The 16,935-nt window shown below is 43.5% G+C and carries 19 protein-coding genes; 8 read left to right on the top strand and 11 right to left on the bottom strand.

Going from position 1 to position 16,935, the window contains the following annotated elements; all coding sequences use genetic code 11:
• Positions 1 to 33: 33 nt before the first annotated feature.
• The 5 genes from yfcE to AC3CKG_RS12035 are packed head-to-tail and all read right to left on the bottom strand — an operon-like array spanning position 34 to position 2,896.
• The gene (gene yfcE, locus AC3CKG_RS12015; RefSeq protein ID WP_102311138.1) at positions 34 to 579 is read right to left on the bottom strand and encodes a phosphodiesterase; all 546 of its coding nucleotides are present in this window, start codon (positions 577 to 579) and stop codon (positions 34 to 36) included.
• Between the two features lie 47 nt (positions 580 to 626).
• A complete protein-coding gene (locus tag AC3CKG_RS12020) occupies positions 627 to 1,034 on the bottom strand; it encodes a CBS domain-containing protein (RefSeq protein WP_076669090.1) in 408 nt (135 codons plus the stop codon).
• Complete coding sequence (locus tag AC3CKG_RS12025; RefSeq protein WP_017106105.1) at positions 1,031 to 1,381, bottom strand: P-II family nitrogen regulator; 351 nt, start codon at positions 1,379 to 1,381, stop codon at positions 1,031 to 1,033. Before AC3CKG_RS12025 ends, AC3CKG_RS12020 begins: the two co-directional genes overlap by 4 nt.
• The gene (locus tag AC3CKG_RS12030) at positions 1,371 to 2,165 is read right to left on the bottom strand and encodes a DUF1538 domain-containing protein (RefSeq protein ID WP_488528400.1); all 795 of its coding nucleotides are present in this window, start codon (positions 2,163 to 2,165) and stop codon (positions 1,371 to 1,373) included. Before AC3CKG_RS12030 ends, AC3CKG_RS12025 begins: the two co-directional genes overlap by 11 nt.
• The gene (locus AC3CKG_RS12035) at positions 2,162 to 2,896 is read right to left on the bottom strand and encodes a DUF1538 family protein (protein WP_488528401.1); all 735 of its coding nucleotides are present in this window, start codon (positions 2,894 to 2,896) and stop codon (positions 2,162 to 2,164) included. The genes AC3CKG_RS12030 and AC3CKG_RS12035 overlap by 4 nt, the downstream gene beginning before the upstream one ends.
• A 300-nt stretch (positions 2,897 to 3,196) precedes the next feature.
• Here AC3CKG_RS12035 and AC3CKG_RS12040 point away from each other — a divergent pair, with 300 nt between their 5' ends.
• From AC3CKG_RS12040 to AC3CKG_RS12065, 6 genes are all read left to right on the top strand, one after another.
• Complete coding sequence (locus tag AC3CKG_RS12040; RefSeq protein WP_488528402.1) at positions 3,197 to 4,111, top strand: TIGR01777 family oxidoreductase; 915 nt, start codon at positions 3,197 to 3,199, stop codon at positions 4,109 to 4,111.
• A 43-nt stretch (positions 4,112 to 4,154) separates the two neighbouring features.
• Positions 4,155 to 4,982, top strand: coding sequence for an SDR family oxidoreductase (locus AC3CKG_RS12045; RefSeq protein WP_488528403.1), 828 nt, complete (start codon positions 4,155 to 4,157; stop codon positions 4,980 to 4,982).
• Positions 4,983 to 5,377: 395 nt separating this feature from the next.
• Positions 5,378 to 6,232 (top strand): co-chaperone YbbN, encoded by an 855-nt coding sequence (locus AC3CKG_RS12050; RefSeq protein WP_122053217.1) that lies wholly within the window; start codon positions 5,378 to 5,380, stop codon positions 6,230 to 6,232.
• A 211-nt stretch (positions 6,233 to 6,443) separates the two neighbouring features.
• A complete protein-coding gene (locus AC3CKG_RS12055) occupies positions 6,444 to 7,373 on the top strand; it encodes an SPFH domain-containing protein (RefSeq protein WP_017106099.1) in 930 nt (309 codons plus the stop codon).
• Between the two features lie 3 nt (positions 7,374 to 7,376).
• Positions 7,377 to 7,826 carry an NfeD family protein gene (locus tag AC3CKG_RS12060; protein ID WP_102353303.1) on the top strand — a complete coding sequence of 150 codons (450 nt, stop codon included), beginning with the start codon at positions 7,377 to 7,379 and terminating at the stop codon, positions 7,824 to 7,826.
• Positions 7,827 to 8,145: 319 nt separating this feature from the next.
• Positions 8,146 to 8,325 carry a hypothetical protein gene (locus AC3CKG_RS12065; RefSeq protein ID WP_017061927.1) on the top strand — a complete coding sequence of 60 codons (180 nt, stop codon included), beginning with the start codon at positions 8,146 to 8,148 and terminating at the stop codon, positions 8,323 to 8,325.
• Between the two features lie 81 nt (positions 8,326 to 8,406).
• On the opposite strand, the gene cueR is transcribed toward AC3CKG_RS12065, so the two are convergent.
• From cueR to zipA, 6 genes are all read right to left on the bottom strand, one after another.
• Positions 8,407 to 8,799: a Cu(I)-responsive transcriptional regulator gene (gene cueR, locus AC3CKG_RS12070; RefSeq protein WP_065110942.1), complete on the bottom strand. Its 393-nt coding sequence runs from the start codon at positions 8,797 to 8,799 to the stop codon at positions 8,407 to 8,409.
• 140 nt (positions 8,800 to 8,939) lie between these two features.
• Positions 8,940 to 9,743 carry a DUF2057 domain-containing protein gene (locus tag AC3CKG_RS12075; RefSeq protein ID WP_488528404.1) on the bottom strand — a complete coding sequence of 268 codons (804 nt, stop codon included), beginning with the start codon at positions 9,741 to 9,743 and terminating at the stop codon, positions 8,940 to 8,942.
• Positions 9,744 to 9,841: 98 nt separating this feature from the next.
• A complete protein-coding gene (locus AC3CKG_RS12080; protein ID WP_102340833.1) occupies positions 9,842 to 10,957 on the bottom strand; it encodes a porin in 1,116 nt (371 codons plus the stop codon).
• A complete protein-coding gene (locus AC3CKG_RS12085) occupies positions 10,938 to 11,093 on the bottom strand; it encodes a hypothetical protein (RefSeq protein ID WP_004734257.1) in 156 nt (51 codons plus the stop codon). The genes AC3CKG_RS12080 and AC3CKG_RS12085 overlap by 20 nt, the downstream gene beginning before the upstream one ends.
• Before the next feature lie 389 nt (positions 11,094 to 11,482).
• Positions 11,483 to 13,495, bottom strand: a complete 2,013-nt coding sequence (ligA, locus tag AC3CKG_RS12090) for an NAD-dependent DNA ligase LigA (protein WP_488528405.1) — start codon at positions 13,493 to 13,495, stop codon at positions 11,483 to 11,485.
• A 92-nt stretch (positions 13,496 to 13,587) separates the two neighbouring features.
• Positions 13,588 to 14,646 (bottom strand): cell division protein ZipA, encoded by a 1,059-nt coding sequence (gene zipA / locus AC3CKG_RS12095; protein ID WP_488528406.1) that lies wholly within the window; start codon positions 14,644 to 14,646, stop codon positions 13,588 to 13,590.
• Positions 14,647 to 14,875: 229 nt separating this feature from the next.
• On the opposite strand from zipA, the gene cysZ reads away from it, so the two are divergent.
• Both cysZ and cysK read left to right on the top strand, forming a co-directional pair.
• The gene (gene cysZ, locus AC3CKG_RS12100; protein WP_065103121.1) at positions 14,876 to 15,634 is read left to right on the top strand and encodes a sulfate transporter CysZ; all 759 of its coding nucleotides are present in this window, start codon (positions 14,876 to 14,878) and stop codon (positions 15,632 to 15,634) included.
• Positions 15,635 to 15,857: 223 nt separating this feature from the next.
• The gene (gene cysK / locus AC3CKG_RS12105) at positions 15,858 to 16,826 is read left to right on the top strand and encodes a cysteine synthase A (protein WP_017061934.1); all 969 of its coding nucleotides are present in this window, start codon (positions 15,858 to 15,860) and stop codon (positions 16,824 to 16,826) included.
• Positions 16,827 to 16,935 lie beyond the last annotated feature (109 nt).

The raw sequence follows: 16,935 nt of genomic DNA on the forward strand, positions 1-16,935 counted from the left end.
GCCCTTTTCGAAGCCGTGACCGGTTCAGTTTATTTACAACTGCCCGCTCACTAGCAGATCACCTTCAAGGCTAACCACTTTAAACGTACCGTTCTCGTATAACCCATAGCTTGCAGCATGATCATTTCGTGGGAATGTCACCGAGCTTGGATTAAATATGAAGATGCCATCCTGATATTCAGCGACAGGAATATGAGTATGACCATGCGCTATAATATCACCTGCTTTCAATGCTGGTCGCTTGTTGGTGTTATATAGGTGACCATGAGTTAAAAAGATACGCTGACCCGATTCTAGTAGCACCCACGAATAGTCCATCATCATAGGGAAAGACAGCAGCATCTGATCCACTTCACTGTCGCAGTTACCACGAACCGCGATGATCTCTTGAGATAACTCATTCAGTTTTTCAGCAACCGCTGGCGGGTTGTACCCTTCAGGAATTGGGTTTCTTGGACCATGATTCAGAATATCACCCAATAGCACTAAATATTGCGCACCTGACGCTCGGTATAGCTCTAAGACTTTTTCTGTAGCTGGCAGCGAACCGTGTAGGTCTGAAGCAAAAAATAATTTCACACGTACTTCTCCATAAAACTTATGAGGCTATTGTACGTATCAAAGTGCTACACGTCATCTCTCGCCATACCGTTGATCACAATATTATTGTAACTAACCATACCGACTATCTTGTTGTCACTGACCACCGGAGCACGACTGATACCAAAGCGTTCGAACAGGCGAGCACAATACTTAACGTTCATATCAGCAGACACACTCAAGGCCGGTTTAGTCATAATTTCATAAACATTGGTTCGCTTTGGTGAACGGTTCTTAGCCAGCACTTTTTTGGCGATGTCATTCATCAACACGATGCCGTACTCATCATCCTCATGGCGTTTATCAACAATGATCGCTTTCACTTGATGTTTTTTCGCCATCTCAATCGCTTCTAACACCGTGGTTAGCCCATCAATAATCACGTAAGTATTGGCCATTACATCGCCCACACGGATCTTTTCACTGGTACTCATAGTTCATCCTCCACAACCTTGGTTAACGTCTCAACTTGGTGCGCAACGCCTACAGCATCTTCAACATCGATCTGGACAGCGATTCCTTGTCCTGACTCTTGGTCAAACTCCCCTACTTCACCAATGGTTTCTAGAATATGCCTCGCCAAATGCTCTTCAACCACAAACAGCAACACATCTTTTTGTACCTCTAACGTTAAACCAAAGAAGGTGCGCTTTTGGTTTAAGCCTTGCCCTCTGGCATTGTTAATCACGGTTGCCCCTGTTGCGCCCGCATCACGCGCGGCATCGAGCACGGTGTCTGTCTTGCTCTCTTCTACAAACGCTAAGATAAGTTTAAAGCGCATCTTTGCTCTCCTTAGAGGTGTGTAAACGGTTTAACCATTGTGTTATTTGGGCGTAGCTCATCACTGAGATGATCGGAAACAAACTGGCAAACGCGATTAAGCCGAAACCGTCTATCACTGGGTTTCTCCCCGGTACGGTTGAAGCAAGCCCAAGCCCAAGAGCCGTCACTAAAGGCACAGTCACGGTAGATGTCGTCACCCCTCCTGAATCGTAAGCCAATGGAATAATCAATTTGGGAGCATAAAAGGTCTGAATCACCACAATGACATAGCCAACAATGATGTAGTAATGGATGGGATCGCCCGCAACGATACGGTAGCTGCCAAGTGAGATACCGATGGCAACGCCTAATGCCACGGCGATTCTCAGACCATTCACGCTGATACTGCCACCAGATACTTGGTTCGCCTTAATCGCCACCGCAATCAAAGAGGGCTCGGCTATCGTGGTACTGAACCCAATACAAAACGCGAAAAGGTAAACCCAGTAATAATCAAACCAAGCCAAGGTAAGGCCTGAACTGATCTTGAACTCAGTTAAAAAGCTGGGCTCGGTCAATTGCATGGCCATTGTCTCCCCTAGAGGAAACAACGCGAGCTCTAACCCCATCAAAAAGAGGGACAACCCAAGAATGACGTAAAAGAAACCTATCAGCACTTTGCCTAAATTATTGACTGGCTTGCGCAGCACTGCTAATTGAAAACCGAAGATGATCACCGCAATCGGAATCACATCCATGACAGTGCCAAGAAAGGTGTCGATAAATTGCTGAACACTGATCATGTCACCACCATCCCGTAGACCATGACAAACATCATCGGCAGCAGTGAAGCAAAGGCGATCAATCCAAAGCCATCAATCATCGGGTTTCGCCCTTTAATCGCAGAGGCTAAACCCACACCCAATGCTGTCACTAACGGAACGGTGATCGTCGATGTTGTCACTCCGCCGGAGTCATACGCAATCCCAATGATGTTTTCAGGGGCAAAAGCTGTAAGCACCACCACCCCGATATAACCACCAATGATCATGTATTGAATTGGCCAACCTTTTAAGATCCGAAGAACCCCCAATAGAATGGCGATACCGACCGACAATGCTACGGTGAAGCGCAAGCCATCGGCGTACTCTTCCATTTCATCTAAAGAGTTGGGAATAACACCACCTTCAGCAGCCACTTCTGCGGCTTCGGCGGCCACTGCGGTTAACGCAGGTTCTGCAATGGTGGTGCCAAAGCCTAAACAGAAAGCGAAGGTCAATAACCAAAACACACTTCCCTTACGAGCAAAAGCTTGAGCCATCGACTCGCCAATTGGGAACAGACCCATTTCAAGGCCAAAGATAAAAAAAGTCAGTCCAAAAACCACCAACACTAAGCCAGTTAGAATAGACAAAAGATGAGGGAGTGACTCTTGCAAAACAGCAAGCTGGAAGAAAGCAATCACCGCCACGATCGGCAAGAGATCCCTTAGGCTACCTAACATGGCTCGAAACAAAGCAAGCACTGCCGTCATCGCAACTCCTAGTCATTGAAATTGTGTCTGGTTATTAATTACTAATAATCATGGCAAATCCTTATCATTCCTTATGTGACAAATATTACGCAGTTGGTAACATATCCGAGTAAAGTCCATAAGTGTGATAGCGGTATACATCCTAACTTGATGAATTTAATTTCATTCTTTCGTAAATTGATACGGCGTAATTTAGGCATCACACGATTGAAACCTTATGATCGTTATAGTGATTTTTTCGTATTGATTGGCGTTCAAAAACAAGCCATGTCTATAATTATGTTTAATAGGGAGATTGGTATGAAGATATTGTTAACTGGTGGTACGGGATTTATTGGTTCTGAATTGGTCAAAAGTTGGAACACTGACGACGTGACATTGTTGACGCGGAGCCCCGAAAAAGCGAAGCAAAACCTAAATCACCTGAACCAGAATAACCTTCATTACATTCAATCTCTTGATGAACTCAGCGATCTCAATGACTTCGATGTCGTGGTCAATCTTGCTGGCGAACCGATCGCTGACAAGCGTTGGAGTGCGGAGCAAAAAGAGAGGATCTGCAATAGCCGCTGGCAGATTACCGAAAAACTGGTCGAGTTAATTCATGCCAGTAGCAACCCACCGGAGGCTTTCATTAGCGGTTCGGCTGTAGGTTACTATGGCGATCAACAGCAACACCCATTTGATGAATCACTACAAGTAGAAGACGAAAATTTTCCTCATAAAGTCTGTGCGCACTGGGAAGAGATAGCCAAGAGAGCCCAATCCGATGAGACGCGTGTGATACTACTAAGAACGGGGATTGTGTTAGGTGAAAATGGTGGTGCTTTAAAGAAGATGCTAATGCCGTACAAACTCGGAGTAGGCGGGCCACTTGGTTCAGGCGAACAGTACATGCCTTGGATTCACATGCTTGATATGGTGAGAGCCATCAACCACTTATTGTTGATTCCTCACGCTCAAGGGGAATTTAATATGTGTGCCCCACACCCTGTCACCAACAAACTGTTCAGCAGCACACTCGCCAAGCAACTGCGCCGACCTCATTTCTTATTCACTCCGAAATGGGCAATGTCGCTTCTGATGGGTGAATCTTCTTGCCTGCTCTTTGACAGCATTCGCTCCAAACCAAAGAAACTCACTGAAATGGGATTTATCTTTAGTTACTCAAGAATAGAACCAGCCTTAAAAAACTTGTTACAACATCAAGACTAATTCTTTACCCTAGAGCGATAAAGACTCTAATGAAGGATTAAGCGTGAACAAGTCGATTCTGATCACTGGTTGCTCAACGGGTATTGGCTATACATGTGCGCATGCACTACAAAAGCGTGGCTTCCACGTCATTGCATCGTGTCGTCATCCGCAAGATGTACAGCGTCTGCAAGATGAGGGACTGACCTGCATACAGCTCGACCTTTCTAACCAAGAAAGCATTGAACAAGCTGCACAACTTGCTATTGAGCTAGCGCCTAACGGACTATATGGATTATTCAATAACGGCGCTTATGGTCAAGCTGGTGCGCTAGAAGACTTGCCGACCCAAGGTCTCAGAGAGCAATTCGAAACCAACTTCTTTGGCTGGCATCATCTTGTTTGTCAGATACTTCCGCACATGCGCGAACGCGGCGAAGGTCGAATCGTACAAAACAGTTCCGTATTAGGCTTTGCGGCCATGAAATATCGTGGCGCTTACAACGCTTCAAAGTTCGCGCTAGAAGGCTGGACAGATACCTTACGTTTAGAACTGCATGATAGTGGTATTCATATCTCTTTATTGCAGCCAGGTCCAATAGAAACCCAATTTAGAAATAATGCCCTGAAAGCTTTCAATAAATGGATCACCATTGCTGACAGCGCTCATCAAGACGCTTATCAACAACAAAAAGACCGACTCGAAAAGGAGTCATCGAACAACGCTTTTGTTCTTCCGCCTGAAAGTTGTGTTGAGCCAGTTTATCACGCACTCACAGCAGAGAAACCAAAGCTAAGATACCGAGTGACGACACCTACTAAGGTGTTCGCGGTGCTGAAAAGAATTCTACCGAGTCGCTTGCTAGACCCTATTTTGAGAAAAGCAGCATAAATTGCTAACTTTGAATGTAGAGTCGCAAACTTTAATGTAACGATGTAATTTTTCCGTAACAATTAGATGTCATGATTATTCTATCTCATCAATTATTCCCAATTGATGAACCTAATCTGGATATTTCATGACTTTAAACCGCCTTAATTGGGTCGGTGTGAGTCTGGCGATTACGTTGTTTATTCTGTTTTGAGTATCTCGCGCTATGCCTCACTGACCACCTCAATGATAACGCTATGCCTTCCCTGTTGAGATAACCACTCTATCAACATAGAAGCATAGCGTTTTTCTATTTTGGCTCTTTTTATTTGAGATAACCAAGTTAGATCTTGAAGTTACCAGCATCTCCCCCCATATTTGCAACGTATCCACAAAACACACCTCAAGGAACGTAAATGCAATCTCCGCATATTGTTGAACTTAATGAGCAGAACTTTCGTCAAGTATTAGAAACCTCAATGCAGACGCCTGTACTCATCCACTTTTGGGCACCAATGAGCCAAGAAAGTGCTCAGGTGATCCCTGAACTGCAAACATTAACTCAGCAATACAACGGCGCTTTTACTTTAGCTCTGTTGAATTGTGAACAAGAGCAGGCAATTGCTAGCCAATTTGGCGTACAAGCGCTCCCTACTATTGCACTGTTTGTTAACGGTCAGCCTGTTGATGGTTTGGGGGGCCCACAAAGCATAGAAGCGATTATTGAAATGTTAGGAAAACATCTTCCTAGCCAAGACGAGCTCGCACTGCGTCAGGCTCTCGAGCAAATGCAAGCAGGCGAGCATGCACAAGCGCTCGCAGCAATGCAACAATTGCCAATAGAGCTGACGGGCAAAGGCGAGGTAAAGCTGGCAATTGCAGAATGTTTACTAGAAACGCAACAGTTTGATCTAGCTGAAACTCAACTGTCGACTATCCCTCTAGAATATCAAGACAACTACTACAAAGGCTTAGTCGCTAAACTCGAACTGCACAAACAAGCGGCAGACAGCCCTGAAATTCAAGCGCTAGAAACAACGCTACAGCAAAATCCAAGCGATGCTAAAACAGCCTCTGACCTAGCACTTCAATATCACCAAGTGAACCGCAGCGAAGAAGCAATGGATCTTCTATGGTCATTCTTGGCAAAAGACCTCAATACCCTCGATGGTGATATGAAAAAAGAATTCATGGATATCTTAAGCGCACTTGGACAAGGTAATGCAGTTGCGAGCAAATACCGCCGCCAATTGTACTCTCTGCTTTACTAATTCGAACGCTAACAAGTTGATAAGTACTGAGGAAAAATCACCCTGATAAATGATAGAAACCTCAGCAATCTTATCGCATAACACAAAGTAAAATGGGTCATAAAATCAAGGTTTTATGGCCCATTTCTCGTTTATAAATTTGCTCGAATTTTAAATATGAGCCAGTATGAGTAAAGAACTATCAAAAACTCACACTTGCAAAGGATTTCGTATGCCTATTGATACATTAATTACTATTGGCGTCTTTACTGCCGTCGCACTGCTCTTTATTTTCGCTGGTGTCAAAACCGTTCCACAGGGTAATAACTGGACTGTCGAACGTTTCGGTCGCTACACACACACACTCCAACCAGGCTTGAACCTAATCATTCCATTCATTGACAAGGTTGGTCAAAAAATCAGCATGATGGAACGTGTGCTGGATATTCCAGCTCAGGAAGTCATTTCAAAAGACAACGCCAATGTCATGATAGATGCTGTCTGTTTTGTTCAAGTTATTGATGCGCCTAAAGCAACCTACGAGGTCAACGACCTTGAACACGCTATCCGTAATTTGACCCTGACTAACATCCGTACCGTGCTTGGATCTATGGAGTTGGATGAAATGCTCAGCCAGCGTGACATGATCAATACTAAGCTGCTAAACATCGTCGATGAAGCCACAAACCCTTGGGGTGTCAAAGTTACACGTATCGAGATCAAAGACGTGCAGCCACCAGCGGATCTAACCGCAGCGATGAATGCTCAAATGAAAGCCGAGCGTAACAAGCGTGCTGATATTTTAGAGGCAGAGGGCGTAAGACAAGCTGAGATCCTAAAGGCCGAAGGTCATAAGCAATCAGAAATCTTAAAAGCGGAAGGCCAAAAGCAAGCAGCAATCCTGCAAGCTGAAGCCCGTGAACGTGCAGCAGAAGCAGAAGCTAAAGCGACAGAGATGGTATCGAACGCGATTGCTCAAGGCGACATGCAAGCCGTCAACTACTTCATCGCACAAGGCTATACTGATGCTCTGAAATCGATTGGACAAGCTGAAAACGGTAAGATCATTATGTTGCCATTGGAGGCTACAGGGCTAATGGGCTCAGTCGCAGGCATCGCCGAGATGTTTGCACAAAGCAATGACAAAGGCAGTAAGGACTAATTTATGGTCGAATTACTAGAACAAGTAAACCACTGGCATTGGTTGGCGTTTGGTCTAGCACTATTGGCTCTTGAGCTTATCGGAACGGCTGGTTACTTTCTTTGGATTGGTATATCAGCCATGCTCGTCGGGGCTCTTTTGGGTGCATTACCACTGGGTTGGCAGATGCAATGGCTATCATTCGCTAGCTTCTCGCTCATCACCACTTGGTTATGGTGGAGAAGGCAGTTGTCTAATGATAAGCACTCTGATGCGGGTCGGGAACTGAATCAGAGAGAAAAACAGTTGCTGGGACAAACCGTACTATTAACTGAAGATATCAAAAGAGGTAACTGCCGAATTAAGGTAGGAGACTCTTCTTGGTCAGCAAGAGCTAGCCAAGATATCCCATCAGGCACAGAAATTAAGATTGTGGCTTTAGACGGAATAATTCTAATAATCCAACCTTTATAGCCAATTGATATATAAAGCCTACATTATCGATAAATGTAGGCTTTAATCAGTTTAAAGAACAAAGAACATTCGAATTATCATCACGATAGATTGAATAGAAAAAAAAATAAGTTCTTATTTCGTAAAGCTAAAAATTTTGATTGAGCTAAAAAGATATAAGAAAGTCAGATTTATTAACCAATATATATATGAATAATGGGCCACGCTCTCGCTTAATTATAATTATTAAAAATGTTAAGTCCGTCCAATTTTTGAAATTTTCCTTTCCTTGTCCATACTTTCATTTATCTCAACAAGAGATAAACATAACGGAGTCAGTATGAGACATTTCCTAATAATTTTAACAGCGATATTCAGCCTTTCATTCGGCAGTGCTCTGGCGAGCAGTCAGTCTCCAGGTAACGGAAACATGGGGCCTATTGTGAAGTGTTCAGATGGAAACGCAGTCACTCATGTGCCATTGCTGATCTGCAAACACTATGGCGGTAAGGTGCTTTGATAGGTAACTAACGTCAGGCTAGTAACATTATTTGCTGCCTGACACACTGTTTGGTTACCAAACAAGTTTTAAAAAGATAAGTTATTTTCGACCTGACAAATTATTCAAAATTGGACATTCGTTTGAGGTATCTCCAGGACAATCATGTACCCAAGATTGCAACTGAGCCTTCATCTTATTGAGTTCAGCAAGCTTCAACTCTATTTCATCTAACTTCTGCGTTGCTTTCTTTTTTACTTCGTAACTTTCTCTATTGGGATTCATTGCCAGCTCAACAAGCGCTTTGCACTCATCAAGCGTAAACCCAACCATTTTAGCTCTCAGTACAAACTCTAACTGTTCGATGTGAATCTCGCCGTATTGCCTATAACCATTGTCGGAACGATGCGGAGGGCTCATCATCCCTTTACTTTCGTAAAAACGAATGGATTTCGCTGTTGTACCAACACGTTTAGCTACTTCACCAATATTCACTCTATTACCTATAATTCAAACGTTACCTATAATTCAAACGTTACCTAAAACAAAGAGCGCGACCTAAAACGAAAAGCCGCAGTACTGCTGTTATACAATACTGCGGTTGAAAAACATAGCTAGAGACTTACGTTAGAGGCTTACTCTTGCTCTAACAGCCAAATCATAGTTTGAGATTTTTCTTCGCTGTCTAGTTTATTGAACCAGTATGAAACCATTTCGATTTCTTTTGAGCCTTCAATTGATGCTGGAGAAGCGTTCTTACGATTTTTGAATGCCCAATCTGTCACTGCAGACTGATCTTCTTTTGTTGCTTGTCCATACCAGTAGTTAACCATCTCTTGAGCTTGAGAAGCTTTTGGTTCTTCAGCAACAACCGCGGCTACAGGTACCGCAACTGGTGCAACCGCGATCGCAGTATGATTATTTGCGCCATTATAGATTGTGTCGATATACGCTTTCGGCACAATAAAGTTTGTACTCATGGTTGAGTTTTGTCCATCAAGCGTAAACTCTAAATTCTTTTCTCTTGCTTGCTGTATATCAGCATCGCTTAATGGAAACTTAATATATTGAGTCTTTGTGCAGTGTTCGCTGCAGCTTTCTCTTGAAGTTTGTCTCTCTTCTAGCTCTATCGTCTTACCGAAAAAGCTCACCGTTTCGTACTCTTTATAACTTTGGAAGTAACTTACATCCATAGTGATTGAAGATTCTGGAGCTGAGTCCTGTGTTACTTCTTTGTTGTACGTAAAATAGAGCGACGATTTTACAATATCTGCTCCTACATTTGCTTTATTTTCTGCAACGTAAGATTGCCCAGTCACCTGAATATAGCCGCCTTTAGGTTGCACATCCGCGACTGAATCTGCAAAATTGCTTTGTGAATCAAGTGAACTACAAGCTCCCAAAAATAATGATAATACAACTACACTAACTTTATTCATTATGACTAATTCCTTATGTTCACTATGGAAAAACGCTGGCAAAAAGATTTACCAGCGTTTTGATTTTAATTTAACTGTTTTAAGCAGATAACTTTAACTTAGAAACCGTATTCAAGACCAATACGAGTTACGATATCTGATGAAACCGCACCACGAGTTTTGTCATTAAAGCTGCGGCTTGCTACACGTAGGTAAGGTACGAAACCGTTATGGACTGCCATTAGCTGACCAGAGATAGTGTCGCTGTCTGTGTTAGCATCCTTAGAACCATTTGTTTCAGAATCAAGGTTAGCTGCGTAACCTAGTTTGAAACCAATTGGACCATTCCAGTATTGACCGATGATAGAGTAAGAATCTTGAGTCACTTTACGGATACCATTGTCTAATTCTTCGCCTTTATATGCTGCAGCGAAACCGAAACCTGCTGGTAGGCTAGCTTCAAAACCAACAATGTATGCGAATGTATCATCATCGTAACCTGCTACTTCTGGAGCTTGCTCAGGTAATCCATTTTCATCAAATGACCAATCACCACCAGAAGACGCAACTACACGTGTACCAGATTCAACAGCACCCATGAATGTTACTTTTTCGAAGCTGTACTTAGCGCTTGCGCCAACGAAATTAGCATCACGAGTCGCTGCACCACCACCATTGTCGTTATCATCACGACCAACAGAAGCTGCAAAAGAGAAACCACCGAATTTTGGCGAATCGTAACGAACTTGGTTAGATTGACGATCGTAATGACCGTTGATACCGCCCCAATCGAATACAGAACCTAGACCAGGGTTAGAGAATGGCCAATCGACGATTTCGTATAGTGGCGTAAGAACACGACCCACACGTAGATTACCCCAAGAGCCAGAAGCGCCAACGAAAGTATCACGGAAACCAAGCACACCACCTGAAACGCCGCCATGACCCCAGTCTGTGCTATCTACGTAGCCAGATTCGATCTGCATTGTAATTAATACGTCATCAAACATATCTTTATGAGCACGGAAGCCGATACGAGATTCATTCTCTACAGCGTAGCCACTGCTCGCATCATCTTGATCTGTTGTGTTGTAGTTAACTAGAGAGATAGCTGCAACACCGTATACGTCAACGTTGAAATCAGAGTTGATACCAACTTCTTTCGCCATTACGCCTGTCGATAAAAGTGCAACCGTTGCACCTAGTAGAGTACGTTTAAAAAATTTGTTTTCCATGGAATAAAACTCCTAAAAATGGATATAGCTGTTTGAATATTCCCCGCCTAAAGTTGGCCGCCGTAGAGAGAAATACCTTTTCTTGTTTGAGAACCCGAAACTCTGAATTCTCTATTTCCTTTCTGGTTATGCACATCGTGTGCATCCATGGCATTAAGACTAACTTCGCCCTCAAAAAGATCAATGAGAACTTAATTTTCATCTAAAAAAATATGAGTTGGTGCAAATTTAGTAGGTACTTAGTGATCCAGATCGATAAATAGCAAAGCTCGCAGTTAAAAATAACAAAAACAATAAAAATCAAACACTTACAGACAAGCCTACTTTATAAACATAGAAGTGACTCGCATTTATTATACAACTAGAGCGGTATTTCACTAATGTTGAGCAACGTCACTGTCCTGATTTTAGAGTTCGTATAGACACAAATTTCTCAACAATTAAAAAGACCTGATTTTTACAACAAATACAAAAAAGGCACTCCCTTGTAAGGAGTGCCTTTGAGCTTTTTTTACCTTGGTTTACTTACGAAATAAGTGCAATTAGATCTTCTTCTGTTCTTATTTCGATACCTAAATCTTGTGCTTTAGTCAGTTTAGAACCAGCGGCTTCGCCAGCAAATAAGATATCCGTTTTCTTAGACACGCTACCGGTTACTTTTGCACCTAAAGCTTGCAAAGCGGCTTTCGCTTCACTGCGTCCTAATTTAGACAGTGAGCCCGTTAATACAACCACCTTACCTTCTAATGGCAGTTCTTGATCATCTGCAGCTTCTTCGATTGCAGGCCAGTTAACACCTAGCTCTAACAACTGTTCGACTACGGCTCTGTTTTTCTCTTGTGAGAAGAAGCTCGTGAGGTGACTTGCGACGATGTCACCAATATCTGACACTTCAACCAACTGTTCATGAGTTGCAGCTTGAACTAACTCTAACGTTTTAAAATGCTGAGCTAAGTTCATAGCCGTCGCTTCACCCACTTCGCGAATCCCTAGAGAATAAAGAAAACGCGCTAATGTCGTGTCTTTGGCTTTATTAAGCGCACTCACTACATTCTGTGCTGATTTAGGCCCCATTCGATCAAGAACCGTAATCACGCCCGCACTTAACTTAAATAGATCGGCTGGAGTTTCTACCATTTCACGATCGACAAGCTGCTCTATCACTTTTACGCCAAGGCCATCAACATCCAGCGCCTTTCTAGACACGAAGTGCTTAAGCGCTTCTTTACGCTGTGCCTGACACACTAAACCGCCAGTACAACGCGCTACCGCCTCACCTTCGACACGTTCAACTGCAGAGTTACAGACTGGGCAAGCATCAGGGAATACAATGTCTTTTGCCGCCTCAGGACGACGATCGAGTACCACAGCCACAATTTGGGGTATAACGTCACCGGCACGGCGGATAATCACGCTATCACCAACCTTCACACTCAAGCGAGCAATCTCATCAGCGTTGTGTAGCGTGGCATTACTCACCGTCACACCACCAACGAAGATAGGTTCAAGTTTAGCAACTGGCGTAATCGCACCTGTACGGCCTACCTGAAACTCAACATCATTAAGCAGAGTGATCTCTTCTTGAGCTGGGAACTTATAAGCAATTGCCCAGCGAGGAGCTCGTGCAACAAAGCCTAGAGTTTCTTGTGCGGCAATGTCATCAACCTTAATCACCACCCCATCAATTTCATAAGCCAAGGCATCGCGACGAGTCATGATATCTTGGTAGTACGCTTTTACGTCCTCAAGCGAGCTTAATTGCTTAGTTTCAGGGCACATAGGTAAGCCCCAGCCTTTCAACTGCAAGAAGCGTTGATAGTGGCTATTTGAAAGCTCAGCGCCCTCCACAACACCGACACTGTATGCGTAGAAAGCCAAGGGACGTTTAGCTGTAATGCGTGAATCAAGCTGACGTAGGCTACCTGCGGCAGCATTACGTGGGTTCACAAAGACCTTCTCGCCTTTCTTCAATGCCAGTTCATTTAATTTGTCGAAGCCCGCTTTTGGCATAAACACTTCGCCACGGACTTCAATACGTTCTGGCCAGCCTTCACCTTGTAACTTAAGCGGAATCGAGCTGATCGTACGCACGTTTTCGGTAATATTTTCGCCCGTCGCACCATCACCACGCGTCGCTGCCTGTACTAAGGTACCGTTTACATAAAGCAGGCTCACCGCTAAACCATCAAGCTTAGGCTCACAACAGAAGGTCTTAAGATTCGCGGTTGGTGCTCGATCAGACATGCGCTTATTGAACGCATCTAAATCGTCATCAGAGAATGCATTGTCGAGCGAGAGCATTGGGATTTCATGAGCCACTTGCGTAAACCCATCTAAAGGCTGCCCACCGACACGTTGGCTAGGCGAATCCACCGTCACAAGCTCTGGGTTCTCTTCTTCGATCTTTAGCAACTGTTGCATCAATCGATCGTACTCAACATCAGGAACCTCGGGGCTATCTTCTACGTAATAACGAACGGCATGATAGTGCAGAGTTTCTCTTAACTGCTCTAAGGTAACTTGAATCGATTCTTTCATATCATTCTCTGTCGTGATTGAAATATCAAAAAGGGCTCCCTTAGGAGCCCTTTTCTATAAATATAGATTATTTATAAGGCTAAACAAGACGGCTAGGCGTTGGCTGCCGTCATAAAATCTCTGATTTGTTTACGGTAGTCAGACAAGCGATTTGGAGTCATTAAGTTACGTGACTCGTCCAAAACGTTTCCGCCCATATCATCAGCAATTTTCTGTGCTGCGCTTAACATTACATTGAAGTTCTGATCAGCTTGACCATAACAAGGCAGCGTCATGAAGAACGAAATACCTTTCGTTGTAAAATCAGCAGGATCATCATGTTCTAGAGTTCCCGGCTGCATCATGTTCGCAATACTGAAAATAACTTTTGGCTCATCGCTAGATTGTGCAAAGCAATGGTAGATAGACATCTCACCATAAGTTAAGCCGTTGTTCTCCATGCTACGGAAAAGTTCAGTACCCACGAACGGGATCTCTCCAGCACAGTGAACATTGAGAACTATAACTTCTAGGCCGAGCTCTTCATCTGGCTTAGCTTCTTCTGTAGGCGCGGTACTCTGCGGAGCAACGACTTCTTTAGCAACGTCTACTTGAGCAACAAGCGGTTCACTTGGCGTCAGTGCTTTGTTAGGAGCTAGCGGCTCAGTAACGGTATCAGTAGTTTCTTCAAACGAACCATACTGCTCTTTAAAGCCAGCATGGTTTTCTTTTTGCTCGTCAGTCAATTCGAAATTTGGAACCTCAGGCTCGACAACTTCTTCTATCTCTTCAGGCTCACTCTCGATCTGAACTGGCTCTTCTTTAACACTGAAAGAAGGAAGATCATTCAATTCGATGTCGTCTTCGATAACTTCTTTCGTTTGTGGTGCTGTTAGTGGGTCAGAGTCAATCAGCGGATCCGTAGCAGACGGTGAAACCGCAAAGTCCGGCTCTTTACGCTCTTTTCTGATTATCTCAAAATCATCTTCTGGGGCGAATGAACGGCTTGGGATCGTTTCAGACTCGTCTAAGCTATCGTTATCAAGCTTACCAAGCGGCTTATCTCCAAACTTTGCTTTCCCTTCTTTTTTACTCGTCCATAGACCATGGAACAATAATGCGGCGATAGCTAACGCGCCAACAATAATGAGTACAAATCGCAATTCCTGCATTTTTCGCTCTCAGCTTTCTTAGTCAACTAGCTATATAGAAGCTGTCACTAAGTTGGGTTAATTTGGCCAATCTCACTACTCTATCAAAAGTAGCCACTGTTTTAGAACAACTTAATACAATTAGTTCCTTACATGGTGTGATTTTCGCCACGCTTTTTTTCTTAATTTCGGTCGAGTACACTAGGGATGTTTGCTATTTAACCAAATTCACATGTGACCTAATTTAAATATGACTATTGAATCTATTCCACGCTCAGGCTTTGGCTATTTTATTTTCGGAATAAAAATCGCTTTATCACCGAGTATTCGTAAGTTTGTTTTACTTCCACTCATCGCTAACGTGTTACTCGTTGGTGGTGCTTTGTTTTATATCTTTTCCAACCTCAACACTTGGATTGAAGGATGGATGGGTGCATTGCCAAGCTTCTTGTCGTGGTTGTCATACATTTTATGGCCGCTATTGGTCATAACCGTCTTGGCCACGTTTTCGTATTTCTTTAGCACGCTCGCTAACTTCATTGCTGCGCCGTTCAATGGATTACTCGCAGAAAAGGTAGAAGAGCTGCTTAGTGGCAAAAAAGTCAATGACGATGGTTTACTTGATGTCCTCAAAGATACGCCACGTATATTAGCGAGAGAATGGCGCAAACTTGTCTACGTTCTGCCAAAAGCGATCGGTTTATTCCTACTTTTGTTAATTCCAGCACTCGGACAAACCGTTGCACCGTTTTTATGGTTCATCTTCACCGCATGGATGCTCGCTATCCAGTACGCTGATTACCCATTTGATAACCATAAAATCAAATTCGATGATATGAGAAACATTTTGAAACAAAAACAAGGTAAGACCTACAGCTTCGGCGCGCTTGTTTCTGTATTTACGACAATTCCAATTTTAAACCTGATCGTGGTGCCTGTTGCGGTTTGTGGTGCCACAGCCATGTGGGTTGTTGAATTCAAAGAACAAGCATTACACTCTCGTCGATAAAACATTCCACTTACCTTTCCGCGCCTATCTTTTGAAAATTCAATGACCAGTAAAGATAGGCGTGAACTCTCCTACATATCTATATGATATAACTTTTTAATCCTTTTACCTTTTTTTCAAGTTGTTTAATCTAAATTCAAGCTGAACAAACATCGAAAGACACTAGACGGTAAAGTGATTGATATACTACGTTTAGTTCTGTCATTAAATGAAGGAATATCGCATGAGCAAGATCTACGAAGACAACACCCTAACGATTGGTAACACACCGCTAGTCCGCCTTAACAAAGTAAGCAAAGGTAACGTCCTAGCTAAGATCGAAGCTCGTAACCCAAGCTTCAGTGTTAAGTGTCGTATCGGTTCAAACATGATCTGGGAAGCAGAAAAGGCCGGTACTCTGAAACCAGGTATCGAGCTTGTTGAACCTACCAGTGGTAACACAGGTGTTGCTCTTGCATTCGTCGCTGCTGCACGCGGTTACAAGCTAACGCTAACTATGCCAGAGTCAATGAGCCTAGAACGTCGTAAGCTACTTAAAGCGCTTGGCGCAAACCTAGTGCTAACTGAAGCACCAAAAGGCATGAACGGCGCAATTGCGAAAGCAGAAGAGATTGTTGCTTCAGACCCAGACAAGTACCTACTACTGCAACAATTCAACAACCCTGCGAACCCACAAATTCACGAGCAGACAACTGGCCCGGAAATTTGGGAAGCAACAGATGGTGAGATTGACGTATTTGTAGCAGGTGTCGGTACAGGTGGTACTATCACTGGTACAAGTCGTTACATTAAAGGTGAGAAAGGCAAAGCAATCACTTCAGTAGCGGTTGAACCAGCAGAATCTCCAGTAATCGCACAAGCGCTTGCAGGTGAAGAAATCAAACCCGCTCCGCACAAAATCCAAGGTATTGGCGCAGGTTTCATCCCTGGAAACCTAGATTTAGAGATTATTGACCGAGTTGAATCGGTAACTTCTGAAGAAGCGATTGAGATGGCTCAACGCCTAATGAAAGAAGAAGGTATCCTTGCTGGTATCTCATCTGGCGCGGCTGTTGTAGCGGCTAACAGAATTGCCGAACTACCTGAATTTGCAGGGAAAACTATTGTTACCGTCCTACCAAGTTCTGGTGAGCGTTACCTAAGTACAGCCTTGTTTGCAGGCATCTTTACGGAAAAAGAGAACCAACAGTAATATGTGGTCAAATCAATTTTTCGTCCAAAAAAGCCCCGTTTAGGGGCTTTTTTGTTGATCCCTGCCCCACCTTTGGTAATATCAGCTCTGTTTTATTTTTCGCTTCAAA

Source organism: Vibrio sp. QJM3NY_15, assembly GCF_057785995.1.